18 protein-coding genes and 3 pseudogenes are annotated in these 21,879 nt (G+C 49.7%); 4 read left to right on the top strand and 17 right to left on the bottom strand.

The features are described 5' to 3' along the window. The first annotated feature begins 37 nt into the window (after nucleotides 1-37). A complete protein-coding gene (locus ABIC79_RS15330; RefSeq protein ID WP_013577986.1) occupies nucleotides 38-961 on the top strand; it encodes a LysR family transcriptional regulator in 924 nt (307 codons plus the stop codon). Between the two features lie 18 nt (nucleotides 962-979). Here ABIC79_RS15330 and ABIC79_RS15325 read toward each other — a convergent pair whose 3' ends face one another. The 11 genes and pseudogenes from ABIC79_RS15325 to ABIC79_RS15275 all read right to left on the bottom strand — a co-directional run bounded on the left by ABIC79_RS15325 (nucleotide 980) and on the right by ABIC79_RS15275 (nucleotide 10,814). Continuing rightward, nucleotides 980-1,945 (bottom strand): ABC transporter ATP-binding protein, encoded by a 966-nt coding sequence (locus tag ABIC79_RS15325; RefSeq protein WP_013577987.1) that lies wholly within the window; start codon nucleotides 1,943-1,945, stop codon nucleotides 980-982. Further along, complete coding sequence (locus tag ABIC79_RS15320) at nucleotides 1,942-2,946, bottom strand: ABC transporter ATP-binding protein (protein ID WP_119262369.1); 1,005 nt, start codon at nucleotides 2,944-2,946, stop codon at nucleotides 1,942-1,944. The genes ABIC79_RS15325 and ABIC79_RS15320 overlap by 4 nt, the downstream gene beginning before the upstream one ends. Continuing rightward, on the bottom strand, nucleotides 2,943-3,890 hold the full coding sequence (gene opp4C, locus ABIC79_RS15315) for an oligopeptide ABC transporter permease (protein WP_013577989.1): 948 nt from the start codon (nucleotides 3,888-3,890) through the stop codon (nucleotides 2,943-2,945). Before opp4C ends, ABIC79_RS15320 begins: the two co-directional genes overlap by 4 nt. Beyond that, nucleotides 3,890-4,849, bottom strand: a complete 960-nt coding sequence (locus tag ABIC79_RS15310) for an ABC transporter permease (protein WP_014416615.1) — start codon at nucleotides 4,847-4,849, stop codon at nucleotides 3,890-3,892. The genes opp4C and ABIC79_RS15310 overlap by 1 nt, the downstream gene beginning before the upstream one ends. A 51-nt stretch (nucleotides 4,850-4,900) precedes the next feature. Next, nucleotides 4,901-6,520 carry an ABC transporter substrate-binding protein gene (locus tag ABIC79_RS15305; RefSeq protein ID WP_223510035.1) on the bottom strand — a complete coding sequence of 540 codons (1,620 nt, stop codon included), beginning with the start codon at nucleotides 6,518-6,520 and terminating at the stop codon, nucleotides 4,901-4,903. A gap of 423 nt (nucleotides 6,521-6,943) precedes the next feature. Next, complete coding sequence (locus ABIC79_RS15300; protein ID WP_014341711.1) at nucleotides 6,944-7,165, bottom strand: DNA-binding transcriptional regulator; 222 nt, start codon at nucleotides 7,163-7,165, stop codon at nucleotides 6,944-6,946. 94 nt (nucleotides 7,166-7,259) lie between these two features. Further along, a pseudogene (locus tag ABIC79_RS15295) lies at nucleotides 7,260-7,476 on the bottom strand (phage late control D family protein); the annotation flags it as partial. A gap of 184 nt (nucleotides 7,477-7,660) precedes the next feature. Continuing rightward, nucleotides 7,661-8,152: an Hcp family type VI secretion system effector gene (locus ABIC79_RS15290; RefSeq protein ID WP_121019854.1), complete on the bottom strand. Its 492-nt coding sequence runs from the start codon at nucleotides 8,150-8,152 to the stop codon at nucleotides 7,661-7,663. Nucleotides 8,153-8,400: 248 nt separating this feature from the next. After that, nucleotides 8,401-8,922: a DUF2778 domain-containing protein gene (locus tag ABIC79_RS15285; RefSeq protein ID WP_153376840.1), complete on the bottom strand. Its 522-nt coding sequence runs from the start codon at nucleotides 8,920-8,922 to the stop codon at nucleotides 8,401-8,403. Between the two features lie 171 nt (nucleotides 8,923-9,093). After that, a pseudogene (locus tag ABIC79_RS15280) lies at nucleotides 9,094-10,203 on the bottom strand (IS3 family transposase). 389 nt (nucleotides 10,204-10,592) lie between these two features. Then, entirely contained in the window at nucleotides 10,593-10,814 is a 222-nt protein-coding gene (locus tag ABIC79_RS15275) for a replication endonuclease (RefSeq protein ID WP_309247398.1), read from the bottom strand. 139 nt (nucleotides 10,815-10,953) lie between these two features. On the opposite strand from ABIC79_RS15275, the pseudogene ABIC79_RS15270 reads away from it, so the two are divergent. Further along, nucleotides 10,954-11,216 (top strand): annotated as a pseudogene (locus ABIC79_RS15270) (tyrosine-type recombinase/integrase); the annotation flags it as partial. Between the two features lie 323 nt (nucleotides 11,217-11,539). On the opposite strand, the gene ABIC79_RS15265 reads toward ABIC79_RS15270, so the two are convergent. The 6 genes from ABIC79_RS15265 to pdxR form a co-directional block, all read right to left on the bottom strand. Continuing rightward, nucleotides 11,540-12,526, bottom strand: a complete 987-nt coding sequence (locus ABIC79_RS15265; protein ID WP_013577992.1) for a replication initiation protein — start codon at nucleotides 12,524-12,526, stop codon at nucleotides 11,540-11,542. A gap of 565 nt (nucleotides 12,527-13,091) precedes the next feature. Further along, nucleotides 13,092-13,295, bottom strand: coding sequence for a hypothetical protein (locus ABIC79_RS15260; protein ID WP_147423489.1), 204 nt, complete (start codon nucleotides 13,293-13,295; stop codon nucleotides 13,092-13,094). Between the two features lie 600 nt (nucleotides 13,296-13,895). Further along, the gene (locus ABIC79_RS15255; protein ID WP_013577993.1) at nucleotides 13,896-14,105 is read right to left on the bottom strand and encodes a plasmid partition protein ParG; all 210 of its coding nucleotides are present in this window, start codon (nucleotides 14,103-14,105) and stop codon (nucleotides 13,896-13,898) included. Beyond that, nucleotides 14,102-14,728 (bottom strand): ParA family partition ATPase, encoded by a 627-nt coding sequence (gene parA / locus ABIC79_RS15250; protein WP_013577994.1) that lies wholly within the window; start codon nucleotides 14,726-14,728, stop codon nucleotides 14,102-14,104. Before parA ends, ABIC79_RS15255 begins: the two co-directional genes overlap by 4 nt. 1,418 nt (nucleotides 14,729-16,146) lie before the next feature. Further along, entirely contained in the window at nucleotides 16,147-17,232 is a 1,086-nt protein-coding gene (locus ABIC79_RS15245; RefSeq protein WP_121019855.1) for an ABC transporter ATP-binding protein, read from the bottom strand. A 250-nt stretch (nucleotides 17,233-17,482) separates the two neighbouring features. After that, complete coding sequence (gene pdxR / locus ABIC79_RS15240; protein ID WP_121019856.1) at nucleotides 17,483-19,039, bottom strand: MocR-like pyridoxine biosynthesis transcription factor PdxR; 1,557 nt, start codon at nucleotides 19,037-19,039, stop codon at nucleotides 17,483-17,485. Nucleotides 19,040-19,185: 146 nt separating this feature from the next. Between pdxR and ABIC79_RS15235 the strand changes: the two genes are divergently transcribed. Continuing rightward, nucleotides 19,186-20,454: a 4-aminobutyrate--2-oxoglutarate transaminase gene (locus ABIC79_RS15235; protein WP_013577997.1), complete on the top strand. Its 1,269-nt coding sequence runs from the start codon at nucleotides 19,186-19,188 to the stop codon at nucleotides 20,452-20,454. Between the two features lie 277 nt (nucleotides 20,455-20,731). Then, on the top strand, nucleotides 20,732-21,760 hold the full coding sequence (locus ABIC79_RS15230; protein WP_013577998.1) for an ABC transporter substrate-binding protein: 1,029 nt from the start codon (nucleotides 20,732-20,734) through the stop codon (nucleotides 21,758-21,760). Nucleotides 21,761-21,879: the final 119 nt, after the last annotated feature.

The raw sequence follows: 21,879 nt of genomic DNA, 5'->3' as shown, positions 1-21,879 counted from the left end.
TATATTTTATTATCAAATTGATGAATTTTAGGAATCAATGTTAAATAACAGAGACTTAGAGTATTTCGTGACGGCTGCGCAGATAATGAATTTGAGACTTGCGTCACAAAATTTAAATATAACTCAGCCTGCGCTTTCGAAATCCATCACCCGTTTAGAGAAAGAACTGAACATCAAACTGTTCAAACGGGCAGGTCGCGGGCTGGAACTGACCGAGGCGGGACGGGTGCTTTATCAGCGTGGTTTAGCGCTGCAAAGTTCCTATCTTGAGCTTGGGGAAATCATGAATGAACTGAGCAGCGGCGCGGGCGGTATCGTTCGCGTGGGTGTCTCAGGTTCTGCGACACAATTCTTACTGCCTGAAATCTGCAAAATGCTGCAATCGCAGGTGCCGAATATGAAACTGGAAATCCAGATCGGCATGAACGATGTGCTTTTTACGTTGCTGGAACGTCATGCGATCGATGTGATCATCGGTCCGCTGGTCAACTACGACAGCCCGGTGGTGCAGTTGCCGGTAACCGCCGACCGGGTGATCGTCGCCGCGTCACGCGATCACCCGCTGGCCGGTAAACCCGCCAGCCTGCGTGAACTCAGCCGTTATGGCTGGATTTTACCGGCGAAAACCGTGTCGATGCGCCAGTGGCTGGATAAAATGTTCTATGAAAATCATTGCTCACCGCCAGACGTGAAAGTGGAAATCAGCTCACTGGCGTCGGTGCCGGGGCTGATTGCGAAAAGCGGATTGCTGAGCTTTTTGTCGGAGAATATTCTGGTCGAAGAAGAATTCCTTTCGCGGCTGATCCGTATCGATAACGACCAGTTAGTGATGGAACGCCGGGTCGGGATCACCTGGCTGGAAGGTGCGTTTCTTTCACCGGCCACACAGAAAGTGATCGACGTGACCAAAAGCGTTGGGCAAAAAATGCAGATGGAGGCCCGCCGGATCATGGAAGACTGAAATCCGGCGGGCTTGTTTTTACACCAGATGGCAGGCCACGTGATGACCGCTTTCTACCTCACGCAGTAACGGAATTTCTTTATGACAACGGTCGGTTGCACACGGGCAGCGGGTATGGAAACGACAACCGGCAGGCGGTTTTGACGGATCCGGAATTTCACCACTGACCATCGCCACCGGCTCACTGTCCGGATCCAGCGTCGGCACCGCCGCCAGCAGCGCCTGCGTATACGGATGCAGGGGCTGACAGAACAACGCATCACGGCTGGCCGTTTCCACTAACTGGCCGAGATACATCACCGCCACGTCATCACACAGATGTTCCACCACGCCGAGATCGTGCGAGATAAACAGAAACGTCACGCCGTGATCGTCACGTAAATCCGCGAACAAATTAATGATCTGCGCCTGAATCGACACGTCCAGCGCCGAAATGGGTTCATCGGCAATAATGAAATCGGGTTGCAGGATCAGTGCGCGGGCGATGCCGATACGCTGGCGCTGACCGCCGGAAAACTCATGCGGGAAACGGTTGTAATGCAGCGGCGACAGCCCGCAGATCTTCATCACCTCCACCACTTTCCCGTGCAGTTGCGCCCGCGTACACAGCTTGTGTTCCAGCATCGCTTCACCGATAGCATCACCAATGCGGATGCGCGGGTTCAGCGAACTGTAAGGATCCTGAAAGACCAGCTGGATTTTCGGGCGTAACGCTTTCAGTTGCTTAGGTTTCAGTCCGTGCAGGTCTTCGCCACGAAATTTTACGCTGCCCGCCGTTTTGTCATACAGCCCCAGCAACGTGCGTCCTACGGTGGTTTTACCGCTGCCGGATTCACCGACCAGCCCAAAAATCGTGCCCTTGCGGATGTTAAAACTGACGCCATCCACGGCCCGCAACTGCCCGGTTTCCTGTCCGAATACGCCGTCACGGATCGGGAAATACTTTTTCAGGCCATCCACTTCAATCAGATATTCAGCACTCATGGCTGTAACCCCCAGTTTTCCTTCTCACTGACCGCGTTCAGTCCGCTATAAAAACATGCGGCCTGCCGGAACTGACCTTCCAGCGGCGGAATGCCCTGGCGACATCTTTCCGTGGCGCGGGAACAGCGTTCGGTGAATGCGCAGTAAGGCGGCAGCGCGGCCAGATCCGGTACCTGACCGGGAATGGAATACAAGCGGCGGCGGCGTTCGCCCGGTGTCGGCCTCGAGGCAATAAGTCCCTGGGTATACGGATGTAGCGGATTGCGCAGCACATCGGCGGTCGCCCCCTGCTCGACAATTTTACCGGCGTACATCACGACCACGTGGTCGGCCATCTGCGCGATCACGCCCAAATCATGAGTGATCAGCATCAGTGCCATATGATTTTGCTGCGCCTGTTCACGTAATAAACGCAGGATCTGCGCCTGCACGGTGACGTCCAGTGCAGTGGTGGGCTCGTCAGCAATCAGCAACTGCGGCTTACAGCTCAGCGCCATCGCAATCATGATGCGCTGTAACATACCGCCCGAAAGCTGATGCGGATAACTGGTCATCAGGCTTTCCGCACGCGCCAGCCCGACGTTGGTGATCATCTCCGTCGCATGTGCCCACGCCAGTTTCGGCGATTCACGGCGGTGGCGGATCAGCGGCTCGACAAGTTGCTCACCGAGGGTCAGCACCGGATTCAGCGCGGTCATGGGTTCCTGAAAGATCATCGCCAGTTGGTTACCGCGCAAATCCGCCATTTGTGACGGTCGCAGTTTAAGCAGGTCACGCCCCTGAAACAGAATTTCACCGCCATCAATACGTGCGGCCTGTGGCGGTAACAGCCCCATCAGCGACATCGCCGTGACACTTTTCCCGCAGCCGGATTCCCCGACAATACCGACAGTTTGACCTGCCTGAACGTCAAAGGTGACATCCTGTACCGCGCGCACACGGCCCTGATCGCTGGAGAACGACAGCGAAAGCTGATTAAAACGGATCAACGGTTGTGTCATTTTTTGCTCCGTTTCAGTTTTGGATCGAGCGCGTCACGCAGCCCATCACCCAGCACGTTAATCGCAATCACCGTAATAAAGATCGCCACGCCAGGCGGCATCCACAACCACGGGCGACGCTGGAAGTCGATCAGACTGTTCGCCGCATCCATCATATTTCCCCAAGACGGCGTCGGCGGCACCACGCCTAATCCCAGATAGCTGAGTGCAGACTCGCTGAGAATGGCGTTCGCCACGGCCATCGTGGCCATCACCACCAGAATTGGCACCGTGTTTGGCAGTAAATGACCGAACAGCCGACGGCGTGAAGACAAACCGAGCACCTGTGTCGCCAGCATGAAATCACGTTCACGCAGGGAGAGAATTTGCCCGCGCACCAGACGTGCCAGCTTCGGCCATTCCAGCAAACTGAGCATCACGATCACCATGTACACACGGGAATCCGGCGAAAAATCCAGTTCAGAAAGCATCGCGCCCATCACGATCAGCAGCGGCAGGCTCGGAATAGTCATCACCAGATCAGCAAAACGCATGATGATTTTATCAGTCACACCACCGAGATAGCCGGACACCGCGCCCATGAGATACCCGAGTGTCACAGACAGCAACATGGTCAGCATGCCGATAATCAGCGAGATGCGCCCCGCCAGCAGCAGCCGCGTATAGACATCACGCCCGAGAAAATCGGTACCCAGCCAGTGTTCTGCATTCGGCGCTTTGTTGATCATCAGCGCATCAGTGGCATCATCGCGCCAGGGAGAATAGTAAGGACCCGCTATGCACCAGACGGCCATAACCAGCAGCAGAACTAAGCAAAACATTGCCAGCCGGTTTTGGCGCAACGCCCGCCAGGCCTGTCGCCAGGGTGACGGTGTCACCTGAGCCAGCACCGGAATTTGCGCTTCGCGCAGACGGCGGTTGGTTGAAAATAAAGAGCCAAACATTACGACCTCACACGGATACGCGGATCAGCCCACGCATACAACACGTCGGCAATCAGATTGCCAAGAATGGTCAAAACCGCCAGAAACAGCGTGAACCCCATCAGTACCGGGTAATCACGCGCTGCCAGTGAATCAATATGAATGTGCCCTGCACCCGGCCAGTTGAAAACTTTTTCGGTGATCAGCGCCCCGGAAAACAGCCCCGGCAACTCAAATCCGAGCAGCGTAATAATTGGCAGCAGCGCGTTTCTCAACGCGTGTTTGAGGATAACCGTGCGTTCACGAAGCCCTTTGGCACGCGCGGTACGGATGAAATCCATCCGCACGACGTCCAGCATACTGGCGCGAAAATAACGCGTCAGGCTGCCCGCCTGCAGCATCACCAGCGCAACGACCGGCAACACCAGATGCGCGGCCACCTGCATCACCCACGCCCAGCCGGTCGCATCACTGCCGGTGTTAGTCATCCCACCCACCGGCAGCCAGTGCAAATCAACGGCAAACCATTTGATCAGCAGAAGACAGAGGAAAAACGTCGGGAAGGACATCGCGGCGAAAATGATCACACTCACCACATGATCGAACAGGGAATAAGGCTTCATCGCCGAGACAATGCCAACTGCCAGCGCGATCCCCCAGTACAACACCATCGCAATGGTCGCAAGCAGGAAGGAATTCCAGATGTACTGATTCAGCAACTGGCTGACCGGGATCTGATATTGCAACGAAAAACCCAGATCCCCCCGCAACAGATTCCCCAGCCAGTGCAGATAGCGGCTGAGCAGCGGTTGATCCAGGCCGTATAAGGCTTTCAGTTCAGCAGCGCGTTGTGCAGTCAGCGTAATATTACCATCGATAAAATCACCCGGCGTTTTGGCAAACAGCATGAAAATCAGCAGCGAAGCGAGGAACAACATCGGAATGGTTTGAAGTAAACGACGCAGAATGAAATTTCTCATGACTTTCTCATTGAAGCTGCCGGAAGAGCCCGGCAGCGGCGTTATTTCTGATTATTTGACAATTTTGACATCCGGCAGACTGCCGGTCAGGCCGTTGTAGATGTCCGGTTTAAAACCGGTCACGCGGGCGCTGCTGGCTGAAAGAATTTTGCGGTTACCGAGCAGGATCGCCGGCGGATCGTTTGCCAGCACTTTGTACAGCTCGTGGTAAATCGGCTTACGCTTTTCGATATCCAGCGTCGCGTTCCCTTCGTTGATCAGCTTATCGACTTCAGGGTTGTTGTAGCCGGATTCGGTAGCCTCGGTGCTGTAATAATCCCACACGCCATCATGCGGATCGTTAAGCGTGCTGGTGCTGAATGAGGCCAGATCGTAATTACCCGCTTTACGCTGTGACATCAGGGCGTTGAAGTCCACAACCTGCGGTTTCAGCAATACGCCAATTTTCTGATAGTCTTCTTTTGCGATCGGGATCAGCGCATCGTTCAGCACTTTTTTGCTGACCAGCAGCGTCAGTTCGAGACGTTTACCGTCTTTCACACGAATACCATCACCGCCAACTTTCCACCCTGCTTCATCCAGCAATTTATTGGCCTGCGCCGGATCGAATTTATAGGGATTCACGCCATCAGTGTTGTACGCCCAGGAGATAGGCGCGATCGGCTCAATCGCCACAGAGCCGTAACCCTGATAAACCACGTCGATCAGTTTCTGGCGATCCAGCCCGTAGATCAGCGCCTGACGCACTTTCACATCCTGCAACGCAGGGCGGTGAACGTTAAATTCAATTTTGCTGTAATCGCTGGATCCATACAGGTTGATGTTGGCAAAGCCGAGCATTTTCAGCTGCTCGATGTCATCCGGTCGGGAAGTGAAGGCATCGTAATCAGTATCGCCGGTCTGGAATAACTGGAAGTTAGTCGACGGATTGGTCACGCGATAGATAAAGCGCGGAGTCGGCGGTACGCCGCGATAATAATTGGTGTTGGCGTGGAAACGGATCTCCTGCCCCGGGATGTACTTATCGTACACATACGGGCCATTACCCAACGGTTTGCCATGCAGCGTGCGCAGGTAATCGAGATTTCCTCGCTGATAGCCTTTGCCGTAATACGCTTTCGACAGCACCGGCCCGCCGATTTTTTGCAACGTGGTGGCTCCCGGCTGAGTGGTGGTGACCTGCAACGTCAACGGGTCAATCACTTTCAGACCATTGATGCTGTCCGCCTTGCCCTGCTTATATTCATCACCACCGGCAATGTGTGCCAGCGTGATATCAGTGTCCCCATCGTATTTCGGGTCATACAACACCGTCAGCGTGAACGCGACGTCTTCTGCAGTCAGTGGTGAACCGTCACTGAATTTCAGGTCAGGACGTAGTTTGATGGTATAGGTTTTGCCATCCGGGCTGACGGTCCAGCTTTGCGCCAAGCCGGGAACCAGCTTGCCCTGGCTGTCCCAGTCAATCAGACGGGCGAAAATCACGTTAGTGACATTTTCATCCCAGCCGTTGACGAAGAAATACGGGTTAAAAATCCCCTGAGGTTCGGAGATCCCGGCGATCACTGTATCAGTGCGCAGTTTTGCAGCCGCAGGAATCTGGCTGACATCTGTTGCCGGTGTGATGCCTTCCTTTAATACATCATCAGCGAATGCAAAAGAAGACAGCATCACGGCGCTGGCCAGTAATGCGATTTTGAAAGAAGCAGTACGGTGCGCGCGTTGTGCGGCTGGCGCGAATGCAGAGCGTAATAACGTAGCCAAAAGACATCCTCATCATAAGTGTGCAAACGGTTTACAAAACATGACAAAGAGTAAGGATGCCGTTTACCCTTGTCTAACAACGAAAAAATATGGCTTATAGCTATTTTTTATTTCTTAATGCCAAAAAATAACTTCAAATAATCAAGTTAAATTCAATAAATTCATAATGTTATTTTTTGATTAATTAAGTTGATTTTTAGCTATACGCTTTATGATGGCGATGAAATGGCGGTAGAGCTAACGCCCTCCTTAATGCGGCGAACAATCACAGCCTGTAATCATTGATAAGGCACAATAGACAAGAAACCCGCCATTGGCGGGTTTCTTGTTTTAGTGCATCTGTAGAGATTGCTGCTGATGTTTGTCCGGATGCAACTGCACGGCGTGAACCGTCCCAGGCTCAACAATGATGTCCGCAATCGACTCATGAGTTTTAAACGTGCAACTGCAATTAATATTCTGACACTGATGATAACGCTCTTTGGTGTTGAGGCTCAGGTAACGGCTGGAACGGGCGTGAGCGGCGTGCTGGCATTTCGGGCAGTGCATCATAATAATCACCATGTAATCATTTTAATCAGATACAATCATTGTATGTCATTCGCTAAAACATACATCTGACATTACAGTGATTTACATATTCAGCTTATTCAGCACCGTCGCTTTCCGTCGCCTCATAACTCACATCCGACAGCAATACTTCCAGATTCAACATCGTCACAAATCTGCTGCTGTCCAGGTTGTGTGTCACCTTGCTGATTAGCCAGGGCTGCGCGTCGATCACGGATTTAAAACCCGACACCGCGCTGGAGTTTGTCCCCTTTTGCCTGGGCTGCACGCATGGCGGCCTTTTGCGTGGCGTAGGCGCAGAAAGCGGCGCTGGCGGAATAATTTTTTAAGGCGACGGAGAAGTCGCTTTAAAAATAGCTTAAAAATATGAAATAAAAGGATTTATTTCTAGTAGCGTCCACATCGTGACCATGTCGATACTAAAAGCCCCGTTCACATGTACGGGGCTTTTTTATGAATTAGCCACAGTACATATTTTTATGCGGTATGACGTTCGTTCCAAGAGTCTGCAAATTGAATGTTTCCATCAACAATGCGCCAAGTTATTTTTTCATACTGCAAACTGACACTCTCGACATGGTTCATTTTATCGTTGCCTGCTAATTTCACATTGGGCACTCCGCAGTTAACGCCAGTAATTTTTACATTTTCCATCAATACGGTGTAATAACAAACTTCTTGTCCTGCGTCGTTAATATGATAGAAACAAATTTCCGCGCTTTTTAGCGTCTGACCAGTGGCTGCCGCTTTATACAGATAAGGTGTTGAGCTATCAACGTCCTTTTCAATCATCATGGATGAATGCTGGCGCGTGCCTGTTATTTTGCCGTTTGCATTGTCCACTGGTAAGTTAATGCCATGACTTAATCCAATGATTTCAATACTTCCTTCGCGATCCTTAACGTCTACAGACCCTTTGATATCGGCACCGCCATCGTCTTTAAGCCACATGTATGGAGGAATTGGCATTTTATTTGTTCCTTATTTTTGTGATTAACTTCATTGTTAAAATGTAAATTAGAGTTGTGACAGAAAAAACCGTGATTACGGAGATGTAAAAGTACAGGTCATAAAAATTATCTGCCCCAATCTCACCAGCACCATAAATCATATGGCCTATGTAGCTTGCTAAACTATGATCAAACCATACTTCAGGATTTCCCAATGTACGACCAACAACCAGTGACAAAAGAATATAGAAAGTGATTTTTGAAACTCTACGGGCAAGTGTTGTTATAGTCACCGGCTATCACCTCAATCCAGCCACGAGCCATGAGAGATCTCATACAAGGAACCTGCATAGGTGTTGTTCTCAAAAGTGCATTTCTAATTAGAGCGTAATCTGAGTTATGCGCTATGGTTATACACCCTTCTGAAACATGGCCTGGGTGAAGCCTAAACAACCCACGGAAAACACCATTGACCCAAGTTCCATCATCAATGCCCCAGTCATCCTTGTACAATGCAAACCACTCATCACGCCCAAATTCAGCACCATAGTAAAATTTGTTGAACATATCTTGGGATTTAGCCTTAACCCACGAGCCTAAGCCACCGGCACCACGCTCCACTATCCAGTACTTACCTGGTGGTAACGGTCCATCACTGGGTATTGCACCGCACGCACCTTTATTTCGGTAAACACCTTTTCCCGAGAAGGCCATAAACACGCCAACGCCGTACAGATTGAAAGGTGCGTAATCAGCACCATTCAGAATCAACTTTCCATGCAATGCCATAGATCACCCTATAACCTTGTAATGTGTAGGCTTATAATATAAGCGTTCAATCAGATCAGCCAAATTAAATTATGATTTCAAGGCCTGATTGAATCATTACGAAATCTAATCGGCTGACGATGCCGGTGATTTTCTCCATTAGCGCTCCGCCCACCTGTAAGTATCCCAGCTTTAGTTCCAGGCACTTTTTGAGATTTCCGGTTTCTCAGCCATCAGCCGGTACTCTTCCGGCGTCAGGTTATTCAGGGATTCATGAGGACGCTCACTGTTGTACTCATTCAGCCAGCGCTCTGTGATTTCTCGTACTTCATTCAGTGTTCTGAACAGGTAAAAATCCAGTATTTCTGTCCGATATGTTCGGTTAAACCGTTCTATAAACGCGTTCTGTGTTGGCTTACCCGGCTTGATAAATTCCAGCATCACTCCATGGTCTTCAGCCCATTGCGCCAGCGCCAGTGATATCAGTTCCGGCCCATTATCCATCCGCATCTTCAGCGGATATCCACGGTTTGCTACTATTCTGTCCAGCACCCGGACGACACGCTGCGCTGGGATATTCAGGTCAATTTCTATCGCCAGCGCTTCACGGTTAAAATCATCGACAACATTGAAAGTCCGAAAACGTCGGCCACATGTCAGCGCGTCGTGCATAAAATCAATTGACCAACTTTGGTTGAGTGCTTCCGGCGTTGCCAGCGGAGCCGGATTGCGCACCGGCAGGCGTTGTTTACCCTTACGACGAAAATTCAGTTTGAGAAGACAGTAAATCCGGTAGACACGTTTGTGGTTCCAGACGTGCCCCTGCCTGCGAAGTACCTGAAAAAGCTTCTTAAAACCGTAGCGGGGATAGCGCTCAGCGACCTCGGTCAGCCTCTGGATCACCGCTTCATCACGTCGCGTATCCGGTTGATAACGAAACACCGTCCTGCTTAGCGATAACGTCCTGCATGCCTGGCGTATGCTCATCGTAAATTGCGTGGTCAGATAGTTGACGAGCTCACGCTTTATCGCTGGTTTTAAAGCTTTTTTCGATGACGTCTTTCAGCGCCCGGCATTCCAAACTCAGATCGGCAAACATTTGCTTCAGACGACGATTCTCGTCCTCAAGGTCTTTGATTTTTTTGATATCAGCGGCTTCCATCCCGCCATATTTTGCTTTCCAGTTGTATAGCTGGCTTCAGAAATAGCAGCCTCGCGGCACACATCTTTGACGGTACTGCCAGCCTCGACTGATTTCAGGACGGCGATGATCTGGTGCTCAGTGAATCGGATCTTACGCATAGCGATCTCCTCAGGGGACATAATCAGTATGTCGGAAGATCTCTAAAAATGAATGGGCCGTTTTGGTGGGATACTTACACCTCCAACTCCCAGCGCGCAGCAGTGATTTTGCTTTTCATCAATTCTCGCTCAATTTCAGGCAATCGCGCCCGTTCTTCAGGCGTTAATCTTGCTGATGGAGCAACATTGCGTCCCTTTGTTAGGTCAAAACTTCGCTGTCACCTACTCACCTTCGGTGTTTCTTCCCGTATACGCGCCACAAACGCCCTCACGGCGGCAGTGTCTGTCCAGTCAAAACTCGCAGGTTGTCAGAAGTGGACGCCGTAGCAGTGCTCCCAGCCTGCCTGTAATGCCAATTTGTAAGTTGTTTCTTTCCACCTAACCCACAGTTATTGACAGGACTCCGAGGCGCTAGCCTGCTTACTGGCATAAGGTGAAGCGTCGCGGTTCACTTTGCCGATGGCGATCCGTAAAGATTCACGCCAGCGTGTGCGCTGGCCTTTCAGTTGGCGTAACCACCAGTCCGGATTAACCGGGCGCGACATGGCAGCGATCGCGGAAACGGCATCCAGCTTGCCTTTGCAATATTGTCCAGTACATCTGCGTGACATTAAAAGCCTGTGCCATACCGGCGATTGCCAGGGAATTCGATGCAAAGATGTTTTCCCGGTATCGGGAAAAGAGACTTTTAGGGGATTTTTCACGCGGCAACAGAGTGAAGAAGATCACCCCACAAACGATCAATCTTGATTTCGCTCTGCCCTGCAACGCACCGATATACAGTTACCAGCCGGTCAATCATCGCATGTGCTCCGCCACACGTTCGCTTCTCACTTCATGATGAAGGGGAAGAACATTCTCGTTTTGCAGCGTGTTCTAGGCCACACCGATATCAAAATGACAATGCGTTATGCCCACTTTGCACCCGAGCATCTTGAGGAAGCAGTGAGGCTAAACCCTCTGGCTTAAATGGCGATAAAATGGCGGTGCAAATGGTGCATGGTGGCAATTAAAGGGCAAACGTGGCCGGTAATGTCAGTACCCACTTACACTTCAAGCCTGCATATACGTTAGAAACAGGCTTCCGCCCTGGGTTTTATGCCTCATGTGCTACTTTTTTAGAACGTAAGGCTTATAGCTTTTAAACAGTACGCAGAAAAAGTCGCCAAAACGGCTAATGTGGAAAGATTTCCTGATATCACCCAGTAAGCGCTTACTAACCCATTAAGCCTTATTAAGAAGGATATGTGCGGTGAATGCTTGCATTTTGGACAAAAGAAAAACGGCGTATCTCGTGAAAGATACGCCGTTTATTTTTATTTCTGCTTCAGGGGAATCAGGCAGCGACTTTTTTGCTACGCGAACTGACTTCTGCCAGGATCGCTTTATGCTTACTCTTCTCGCCGATCAGCTTATACCATCCCGAAAGCTTACGCAGGTCCGGCAAGGTAGCCTTCTCATCCACATCGTAAGCGCTTAGTTTGTCGAGATATTCTTCGAAGATCGTGATGCAACGGCGCGCCCACTCGCCTTCCAGCGCCGATCCGGCGACAGCTCGCGGACGTCGCGGTAAGCGCGGGCGCAGCGGTTTGCTGGCTTCCGGTGCAGATTCATCCACATAGGCAAACTTGATGGATACCACGGTTCTGCCCTGCTTTACTGGCTCCCAGACCACCGAAATATCGGTATTGGCGTTGATCCGGTTGATCGTCGGCTCAAGGAGTTTCTGACGGAAGTCACGATAGTCCTCGTATTTGCCCGCCAAACCGGCCTTCTCGCGCATCCAGTTGAGATCCAGCGTCACTTCTATGGCTTTACCGCTGCGACGTCCGTAGAGGTTCTTAGCTTTGATGAGCCAGCCATACAGCCTTACGGAGAACGGCGTATCAAGTTTTGCGATGTTGGCAAAATTCAATTTGGTAAAAGACTCTTTAAGTTCATAAAGATACGGGGCAACATCCTGTCCGAATCGCAGAACCACTGCGCTGTGATCGTCACTGCTCACATACTCAAGACGTGAAAACCAGGAGAGTTGTACAGTGCGAACCTTGCCGGTTTTTACGTCCGGTTTGTAGATGGTGACCGGCTTTTTCATCAGGCTTTCAGCGGCTTCGCGCAACTGGCGGTGGCTGCTGGTCGGGTTTACCCCGTAGATCCGCTGATAGTCCTGAGGGAAAAGTCGATAAAGCGTATCTGGCTGAGGTTTCCTGCTATCAATTTGTGCCAGCGCCAGATTTAGCAGGCGCATTTCATCCAGAGTGACGCTGTAAGCGCCTTCAAGAAGATCATTCCCCTGAACTACGGTGAGTTTATTCAGTTCCATGTAGCAGGATCCATAAGTGGAAAGTAGGTAAATTATTCCACATAAAAAATACCGACGTAAAGTAAAAACAAGGGTTATTTATCCCCTTAAAATCAGTACTTTAAATAAGGATCCGAAAAACCTGAACAGGAAAAATCTCCACATATTGTTTTCAGCGCTTCCAGGGATCCTTTTTCTAATACGTTGGATCGTCGGTTTTTTTACAGGAAATTATTCCACATATGCGGGTGATAACCTTCGCTGAATTTTATCAGCAATGCGCAACCAGACCCTAACCGCGATCAGAAAATCATTCCACATTTGAAGCGCCCATGCACATAAAACCATCAAATTTACCTTTGTGATCCCCTTCTCACTTCGTTCCGGTCCAGGGTTTCTCACCCTGAGCTGATGCACAGGAAAACTTTCCACGTATAGCCAGCATGGGGATCAGAAAATGTCTCCACATTAAGAGGCAATGATCGCGTCAGCAGGAAATTACTCCACATAAGAAACCCGATGGCGCTCACAGAAAATGTTTCCACATACAGACCGGGATGGGATCAGGAAATTTCTCCACCTAAAGTCATGCAATGTGGTTTTTCGCCGGGTAAGCATCGTGAATATCATCATCTTTGATCAGGAAAACATTCCACATATAGAGACGTGACGTTGTCACAGTTATTTTAATTTGCTGATTTATAACAATTATTATGCAGAAGCGATGAGGAGATGCTTTCAAGGGATCAGATAATGTTTCCACATAGGGAGGATCAGGAAAAGCTTCCACATATCCCCTTCCCTGACCGCCTCAAAGAGAATGGGTCTGCCCTGTCTGCAGGTATTTGGGATCCGTTATCGGAGTACGTGACATAACGTGACGCTGTCACAGGAAATTGTTCCACATATTAATGTTAGCTATGGGATCAGGAAATCCTTCCACTTATGAGAAACGCCTGTTGTGACAGTCGGTTAGGCAGATGTTAAGCTTACTGTGGCTGTTGGCTGGCGGGTAACCGAGATATCCACAGAAAATCATTCCACATAGATAATAGATTGATCCGTAAAGAAATTATCCACAGAAAAAGACTCTACATTTGGCATGAAAAGGATCCACATCCAACAGGAAGGATCTCCACCTGAAGCAGGAAATACCTCCACAATACGTGTAGTAACCTATTGATAATGAATAGTAAAAACCGTCTCTAAAGAGAAAGATCTAAACTTAAAAAATAAACAAAACATTATTTGATCTTGGGATCTGATCACCCCGGAGTAGATAATTCAAGAAGGGATAAGTTAGCGTTGAAGGCAGACAGAGCAATGTTCTCAGGCAAGATGTCATCAGAAACGGGCCTTGGGAGACCCGATCCAGCCAGTAATCAGCACATTATGACCGTTCGTTGGTGATGAGCCAGGCTTCGATCAGCTCTGTCAGGACGTCTTTCATTTCGCGATCTTGCAGGAAGCAACTGGTTTTAAAGCGGCGATGTAGCTCTTCATCGATATTGGTCTGCAATTTCTTCACTGATGCGGGTGGTTTAGATACCGCTTCCAGTGCAGTCGTCAGTTGTCTGTGCTGGCCAAGTTTCATTTTCATTTCAGCAACTCCGTAATTTCTTTGGTCATAATTTCAATTTCACCTTTCGCGTTTCCGTCTGTCGTATCGAAAACGGTGCCGCCATCCATCATTGTGCGGATGTAAACCTGGCGCTGTGTCGTACCAGTACGCAATGCGGGAACGCCGGTATCGGCAATGGATTCTTTCAACACTTCAAGCATTTTAGCTGACGCGACTTTTTTGGTGATAAGAAAACGGGCAATCACCGGCTGCAAGTTTTCGCGAGCTTCCACGACGGCCAGAATAGCGCCACAGGCAGCAAAATCTAAAGGTGACGGTGTCACGGGGATGAGTACCAGGTCACTCACCATTACCGCCGCGGAAGAAATAGCTGATATTGCAGCAGCACCATCGATCACCACGTAATCGTATTCTTTCAGTTGCTTACGGACGGTATAGACTTCTTTTTCTGAAGCCGCTTCTGCAAGATCGAACAGGCATTTGCTTTCGTCATACCAGTTGCTGATACTCCCCTGCGGGTCGGTATCCACCATTACGACCTTGTGCCCTTGCCGGGCAAGACAGGTTGCTATGTTTATAGACGTCGTGGTTTTCCCTACTCCGCCCTTCCCGTTCAGGAAAGAAATAATTTTCGCTGCCATGACAACCTCTGATGAAGCGTTCAGTGAAGATAACATGATTCTAAAATCATAAGATTTCAGGATTCATAAACTTTATAATCATAGGATTCTGAGATTTTTAAATCCATGAATCACAGGATTGTGCTGCTACTATAAAGTTTGCATCCGGGGATTTCAATATTTTAGGATTATCGAATTATAATATCTTGTGATTATGAAATCTCAAGATTATGAGATTATGATGCGTGGAGCCAATAAGTAGTCAATCTTGTGATTCCAGGATGATTAAAGCCTGTGATTATATGATTCAGTGATTCCGGTTGGAACGCAGTTGGGATGTCAAAGCAAGTCGGGCAAAAGCAGAGTCATCAATGTACATCTCCGGATTTTAGGATTTTTAAATCTTAGGATTTCAGGATGCAATGATTCCTTATGAGTTTTGCATGTCTTAAGTACATACAGTTTTACGCCAGACATATGAACATCCTGCTATAAAATCTCACCATCTCACCATCTCACCATCTCACCATCTCACCATCTTCAGATTTCGTGATTTCAGGAGTGGCAGGATTGTTTGATTACAGGATTTTTCCAGTCTCAGGATTTCATTCAACCGGGCATGATCTCTTAATCCTGGAAGTATTGGAATCCTGTGATTATCATGAACCAGCGGCTAAATATCTTTGAATCCTGGAATCTCTAAATCCTGCAAGGCTGCTATCTTAGGATGAAAGACGGGTTCAGATTATCCTGTACCAGCCTCCAGGTATTCTATGATTACAGGATAGTAGAATCCTAATTAAGATTATAGGATTTCAGGATTCCATTAATTAAATACTCTGCTGCCTGGCTATCATAAGATGCAATTGAGAGAATCCTGGAATGCCAGGATGCTTATGTGATTACAGGATTTCAGGATTAAAATCGCAGGTAGGATTACAGGATTTAATGATTAGTTGATGTTTTACATGAAGTTAAGTCAGTTGTAGTGATTTTATTTAATGTTATGATTCTGTGATTACAGGATTATATTGAAGGATTACATAATCCTGAGATTCCCATTGAGGATTGTATGATTACAGGATTCTGTGGTGGATCTTCGATTGCAGGATACCATGTGGTTAGTGTCTCGATAGAATCCTGTGATTCTGGTTATTCTGAGATTATACAATCCTGAGATTATGATTGGTCATTCACCTGTACAAATGATTCAGAGATATTGGGATTAAAAGATAGTGGAAATAGCAAATCACCGGATTCGAAGATGCAGGGATTTCAGGATTCTGAGAGTGCAAGATGAGGAGATAGTAGAATATAGGTATAGTGAATCCTGACATCTGGTAATCATTGAATCCCAAGATAAAGAATCTTAGGATTCAACAATCATACAATCATACAATCATACAATCATACAATCATACAATCATACAATCAGGTGATTAATGCGTGACAACATCAAGTGCCCGGAGATGTTCAGGTTGCCAGGAAAGAAGCACTTCAGCGCCGGGTTGCCACTCCTGTTTCATTGCAGCCGCAGAAAGTTTAACCATAAAATTATCCTGACCGGCCACTTCCGTCATCATGCGTACGTGATCACCCAGATAAATGAATTGCTGAATTCTTGCCTTCACCTGTTCCATTCCGGGTTGCGGATTATTTACGTGAATACGCTCAGGGCGAATAGAGAGCAAAATCTTTTTGCCCGGCGAGCTTGGGCGAATTTTTACTGCACGCAGTTGAGTGCCGTCATCGAGTGATGCGCGGTAATAGTCGCCTTCGGCAGCATTGTTGGTGGCCAGCAGGCTGTTATTCTCGCCGATGAACTGAGCCACGAATGCATTATCCGGTTTTTCATAAATCACATTCGGGCTGTCCATCTGCTGGATCACACCATCATTGAACACCGCAACACGGTCAGACATCGTCATTGCTTCGCTCTGGTCATGCGTTACATAAACAATCGTCAGATCCAACATTTTATGAAGTTGCTTAATTTCCATCTGCATATGTTCGCGCAATTGTTTATCCAGCGCACCAAGGGGTTCGTCCATCAGCACCAGCTTAGGTTCAAACACCAGCGCGCGGGCTAGCGCAACACGTTGCTGCTGACCGCCCGACATTTGGGCAGGGTAGCGGTCAGCCAGAGATTTGAGTTTGACCATGTCCAGAATGCGGTCAACTTTCTCTTTGATATCAGATTTATTAAGCCGTCGAATGGTCAGTGGAAATGCCAGATTTTCCGCCACGGTCATGTGAGGGAAAAGCGCATAGTTCTGGAACACCATGCCGATATCTCGCTGATGTGGTGGCAAATTATGCAGAGGTTTATCGCGCAGTAAGATTTCACCCTGGGTAGGCGTTTCAAAACCTGCAAGCATCATCAGACTGGTGGTTTTGCCGGAACCGGAAGGACCCAACAGCGTCAGAAATTCTCCTTCGTGCACATCAAGGTTGAGGTTTTTGACTACCAGCTTGTCCCCGTCGTAACTCTTTTTGATATTTTTGAAGCTGACATACGTTCTCATCACAGGCACTCCGCAAATAAAATTATCGAAAATGGGATGACGCGATACGGCACAATTTGTGCATAAAACATCCTCAGAAGGATTGTTTGTCTGGCGTTATTAAAAATCTTTACCATCCGCTTCTGACGCTAACAAGCATTTTTTGACAAAATAACACAAAAAATAAGCCTGAGAGAAATCTCGCAGGCTTATGAATCTTATTGTTATTTTTATTTTAAAAGAGTTTATTGCTAGCAGTAAGATCTGTGTTTTACGCAGGATCAGGCAAATCACCTTGCAGGGTCAGCACCCTATTGTCAGCCCCCGGGATTGCACCACCGGCTTGCAGCCTGTGTCGTAAACACTCCACGATGTGCCCGAAAGCCGTTTCAATTTCTTCTTCAGGAACGCAACCGTAACCGAGCAAAAGCCCGCGCCGCGGGGCAGGGCGCAGGTAATATGCCGACAGAGGCCGAGTGAGAATTTTTTTCTGCTCCAGCTCTGCGCTCAGCGCCACATCATCAATCGAATCAGGCAGTGACAAAATCAGATGCAAACCGGCATTGCTGTTTTCACACAGGAATTCCGGACCGAGTTCCTGTCCGATAAGCCGTATCAGGGCATTACGTCGTCTGCCGTAAAGCAATCGCATCCGGCGGATGTGGGCGGCGTAATGCCCTTCGCGAATAAATTCCGCAAGCGTAAGTTGCGTCAGTCCGTTACCGGCACGGTACAACTCGGAGTGCGCAATTTTGAGGCGCGAGGCCAGCGGGCGCGGCAGGACGACATAACTTATCCGCATTGCCGGATACAATGTCTTACTGAATGTACCGATGTAAATCACCGGCGCATCGCTGCTCAGTCCCTGCAACGCGGGGATCGGACTGCCCGAATAGCGAAATTCGCTGTCGTAATCATCTTCCACTACCCAGCTACCTTGCTGGCTGGCGATGGCAAGAATTTTTTGCCGTCGGGCCAGACTCATCACTGAACCGAGCGGATAGTGATGTGACGGTGTCACGCATATCAGCTTAGGTGCGCGGTCCTGTGGCGGGCTGTCAGGCGGGTTCAGCCCGTTTTCATCCACCGGCACCGGCTGAATATCCACGCCGTTGATGGTCAGCACATTGCGTATTCCCCAGTAGCTCGGTTCCTCAATCCAGGCAACATCGCCCGGGTCACAGAGCATTTTCGCCAGCAAATCCAGCGCCTGGTGGGTACCGGCGGTAATAAGGATCTGATCTGCCGTGCAGTCAACAGAACGCGCTATACGCAAATAATCTGCCAGCGCATGTTGCAGTTGCGGGCAGCCACCATGGCGGGAGTAGGTGAGGAATTCGGGCGGCAGACGACGGCTCAGACGGTTCTGCAACTTACGCCAGATGTCATGCGGAAATTTTGTGACGTCCGGTACCCCCGGCATAAACGCGCCCCACTGATGCGAGGCAACGCCGGTACGCGTCAGCAGTTGAGAACCGCGCTTGGAAAGTGACACATGGCTGCGAACCGGTGCGCAGCGCGGAGGTATTTTATCGGCGATCACGCCGTCTTTCGGTAAATCTGCGGGAACGAAGGTTCCGCTTCCGGTGCGGGTCTGAATGTAGCCTTCGGCCTGTAACTGCTCGTAGGCAGCCAGCACCGTATTGCGCGAAATATCCAGTTCTTTGGCAAGGTCTCTTGAGGCGGGCAAGCGGCTGCCAGGCGCAATACTGCCATCAAATATAGCCTGTTGTAATGCCTGATAAACCCGCTTGTTCAGCGTGCCGGGCCGGGCATCTGAAAGCTCAGTGAGACGTTGCAAAATGAGGTCAGAAAGCAATGAGCGCAAAAGTGGATCCTCAAAATAAATGAAACTGGTTCTGGATTATAGAGCCGCTGGCGGGATAAAAAACAAGTACAGATTGCTAATTCGACAAATTGTTCATCTCGCAACCGGCAATCTATAAAACATCAACCTGAAGGCAGGAGCGAAAGATGAGTCACAGTGAACTGGAAAAACGCCGTAAAGAAGCGACGCCGCGTGGTGTAGGTGTCATGTGTGATTTCTATGCGGCAAAAGCAGAAAATGCCACGCTGTGGGATGAACACGGGCGGGAATACATCGATTTCACTGCCGGGATTGCGGTTCTGAACACCGGGCATCGTCACCCGAAAATCGTTGAAGCCATCCGCAACCAGCTCGACCTGTTCACACACACTTCCTACCAGATTGTGCCTTATGCCAGCTTTGTGAATCTGGCTGAACGCATCAACGCGATTTCTCCTGTGAGCGGCAAAGCGAAAACCACTTTCTTCAGTACCGGCGCGGAAGCTGTCGAAAACGCGGTGAAAATTGCCCGCTCCGCCACCGGTCGCCCGGGCATCATCACTTTCTCCGGTGCATTTCATGGCCGCACGCTGCTGACCATGGCGTTGACCGGCAAAGTAGTGCCTTACAAAGTGGGCTTCGGGCCGTTCCCGGCCTCGGTCTTCCACGCCCAATATCCCAACGCCGTTCACGGTGTCACCACTGAAATGGCACTCGACAGTATTGAACGTATTTTTCGCAGCGATATCGCGCCGCAGCAAATTGCTGCGATCCTGTATGAGCCGGTACAAGGCGAGGGCGGTTTCAATATCGCGCCGGAAGATTTCGTGAAAGGGCTGCGCGAAATCTGTGACCGTCACGGCATCGTGATGATTGCCGACGAAGTACAGAGCGGCTTTGCGCGTACCGGTAAAATGTTCGCGTCAGAATACTATCCCGATGCCAAACCGGACATCGTCACGATGGCGAAAAGCCTCGGCGGCGGTTTGCCGATCTCGGGCGTAACCGGGCGCGCCGGGCTGATGGACGCACCGGAGCCGGGCGGCCTTGGCGGTACTTACGCGGGTAATCCGCTGGCCGTGGCCTCTGCGCTGGCAGTGCTGGATATCATCGAAGAAGAAAAATTGTGCGAGCGCGCAAATCGTCTCGGTGCAGAGCTGACTGAAGTACTCGGGAAAGCCAAAGCGAATTGTGCGGCACTGGTGGATGTCCGTGCGCGTGGTTCAATGGTGGCGGCCGAATTTAACGATCCCGTGACCGGAAAACCTTCTTCTGAACTGACCAAACAGTATCTGCGCAAAGCGCTGGACGCGGGATTGCTGATGCTCAGTTGCGGTGTGCATGGCAACGTGATCCGTTTCCTTTATCCGCTGACCATTCCTGATGTGCAGTTTAAAGAAGCCCTGGCAATTTTGTCCCGTGTGCTGGCTGACTGAGGAAACCTGTGCATCGGGCTGAGTGATTAGCCGTTCAGACAGAGTGCACAGATGCACGAAAGCAGTGCCAATAATAAGAAACTGAGTGTCATGAGGCATAAAAAAATCACATAACGCCTCTTCAATCCCTGTCCGCCCGCCGTTCTGTGCGTGGCGGATGGACTCAACCGGAATGGCATGGTTTATGCTTCATTATAAAATATGATGCATCATATTTTTAACAATGCCGTTCTCTTAGCGTTTTTCCTTACTTTTTCGTTAACCCAGGAGTCACAGCATGTTCAAGAAAATAGCCCTTACCACGCTTCTAGCAGGGTTGGTGTTTCAGGCTCAGGCGGAATCCCTGACCGTGATTTCTTTTGGTGGCCTGAATAAGGACGCCCAGGACAAAGCATTTTACAAACCTTTTGCGGCAGCAGGAAAAGGCACGATTGAGCCAGGAGAATACAATGGCGAAATGGCGCGCATCCGTGCCATGGTTGAAACCAAACAGGTTGGCTGGGACGTCGTGGAAGTGGAAAGCCCGGAGCTTATCCGCGGCTGTGATGAAGGGCTGTTCGAACCGCTGGACTGGAACAAGCTGGGCGACAAAACGCAGTACGTGCCGGGCGCGGTCACCGAATGTGGTGCGGGCATCTTCCTGTGGTCAACCGTGCTGACTTATGACGCCAGTAAACTGAAAAAAGCGCCAACCAGTTGGGCCGACTTCTGGGACGTGAAAGATTTTCCGGGCAAACGCGCACTGCGCAAGAGCGCCAAATTCACGCTGGAAATCGCCTTACTGGCAGACGGTGTGAAACGTGAAGATATTTACAAAGTTCTGGCAACCCCTGCGGGCGTTGAACGTGCTTTCAAAAAACTTGATCAGATCAAACCGAACATTCAGTGGTGGGAATCCGGTGCACAGCCGTTGCAATGGCTGGTGTCCGGCGATGTGGTCATGACCTCTGCGTATAATGGCCGCGTCAGCGCCGCGCAAGGTGAAGGCCACGATTTCAAAATGGTCTGGGACAACAGTCTCTACGACCTCGACAGCTGGGCCATTGTCAAAGGTTCCAAACACAAAGATCTGGCCGAACAGTTTATAGCCTTCGCCAACAAACCTGAAAACCAGAAAGTCTTTGCCGAAACCATCCCCTATGGCCCGACCGAGAAGTCGGTCACCGGCATGATAGACGCGAAATATGCTCAGAATCTGCCAACTGCTGAGAAAAATCTGGCAGGCGCTTTGCAGGTAGATACTCACTTCTGGATTGAGCATGGTGAAGATCTCGAGCAACGGTTCAACGCCTGGTCTTCTAAGTAGTCGGTCCTTCATCCTTCAAGCTGCACCTGCGCTGGCTTCACTCGTGAACCCCGGTCACATACTCAAGTATGCTCCCGGGGATCCGTCTCGTTCGCCGCCTTGCTGCAACTCGAATGATT

Origin of the sequence: Rahnella sp. 2050 (assembly GCF_040544515.1) — a bacterium.
Classification (GTDB): domain Bacteria; phylum Pseudomonadota; class Gammaproteobacteria; order Enterobacterales; family Enterobacteriaceae; genus Rahnella; species Rahnella aceris.
Note: the sequence above shows the minus strand (reverse complement) of the source record. Positions and strands in the feature narration are given on the sequence as shown.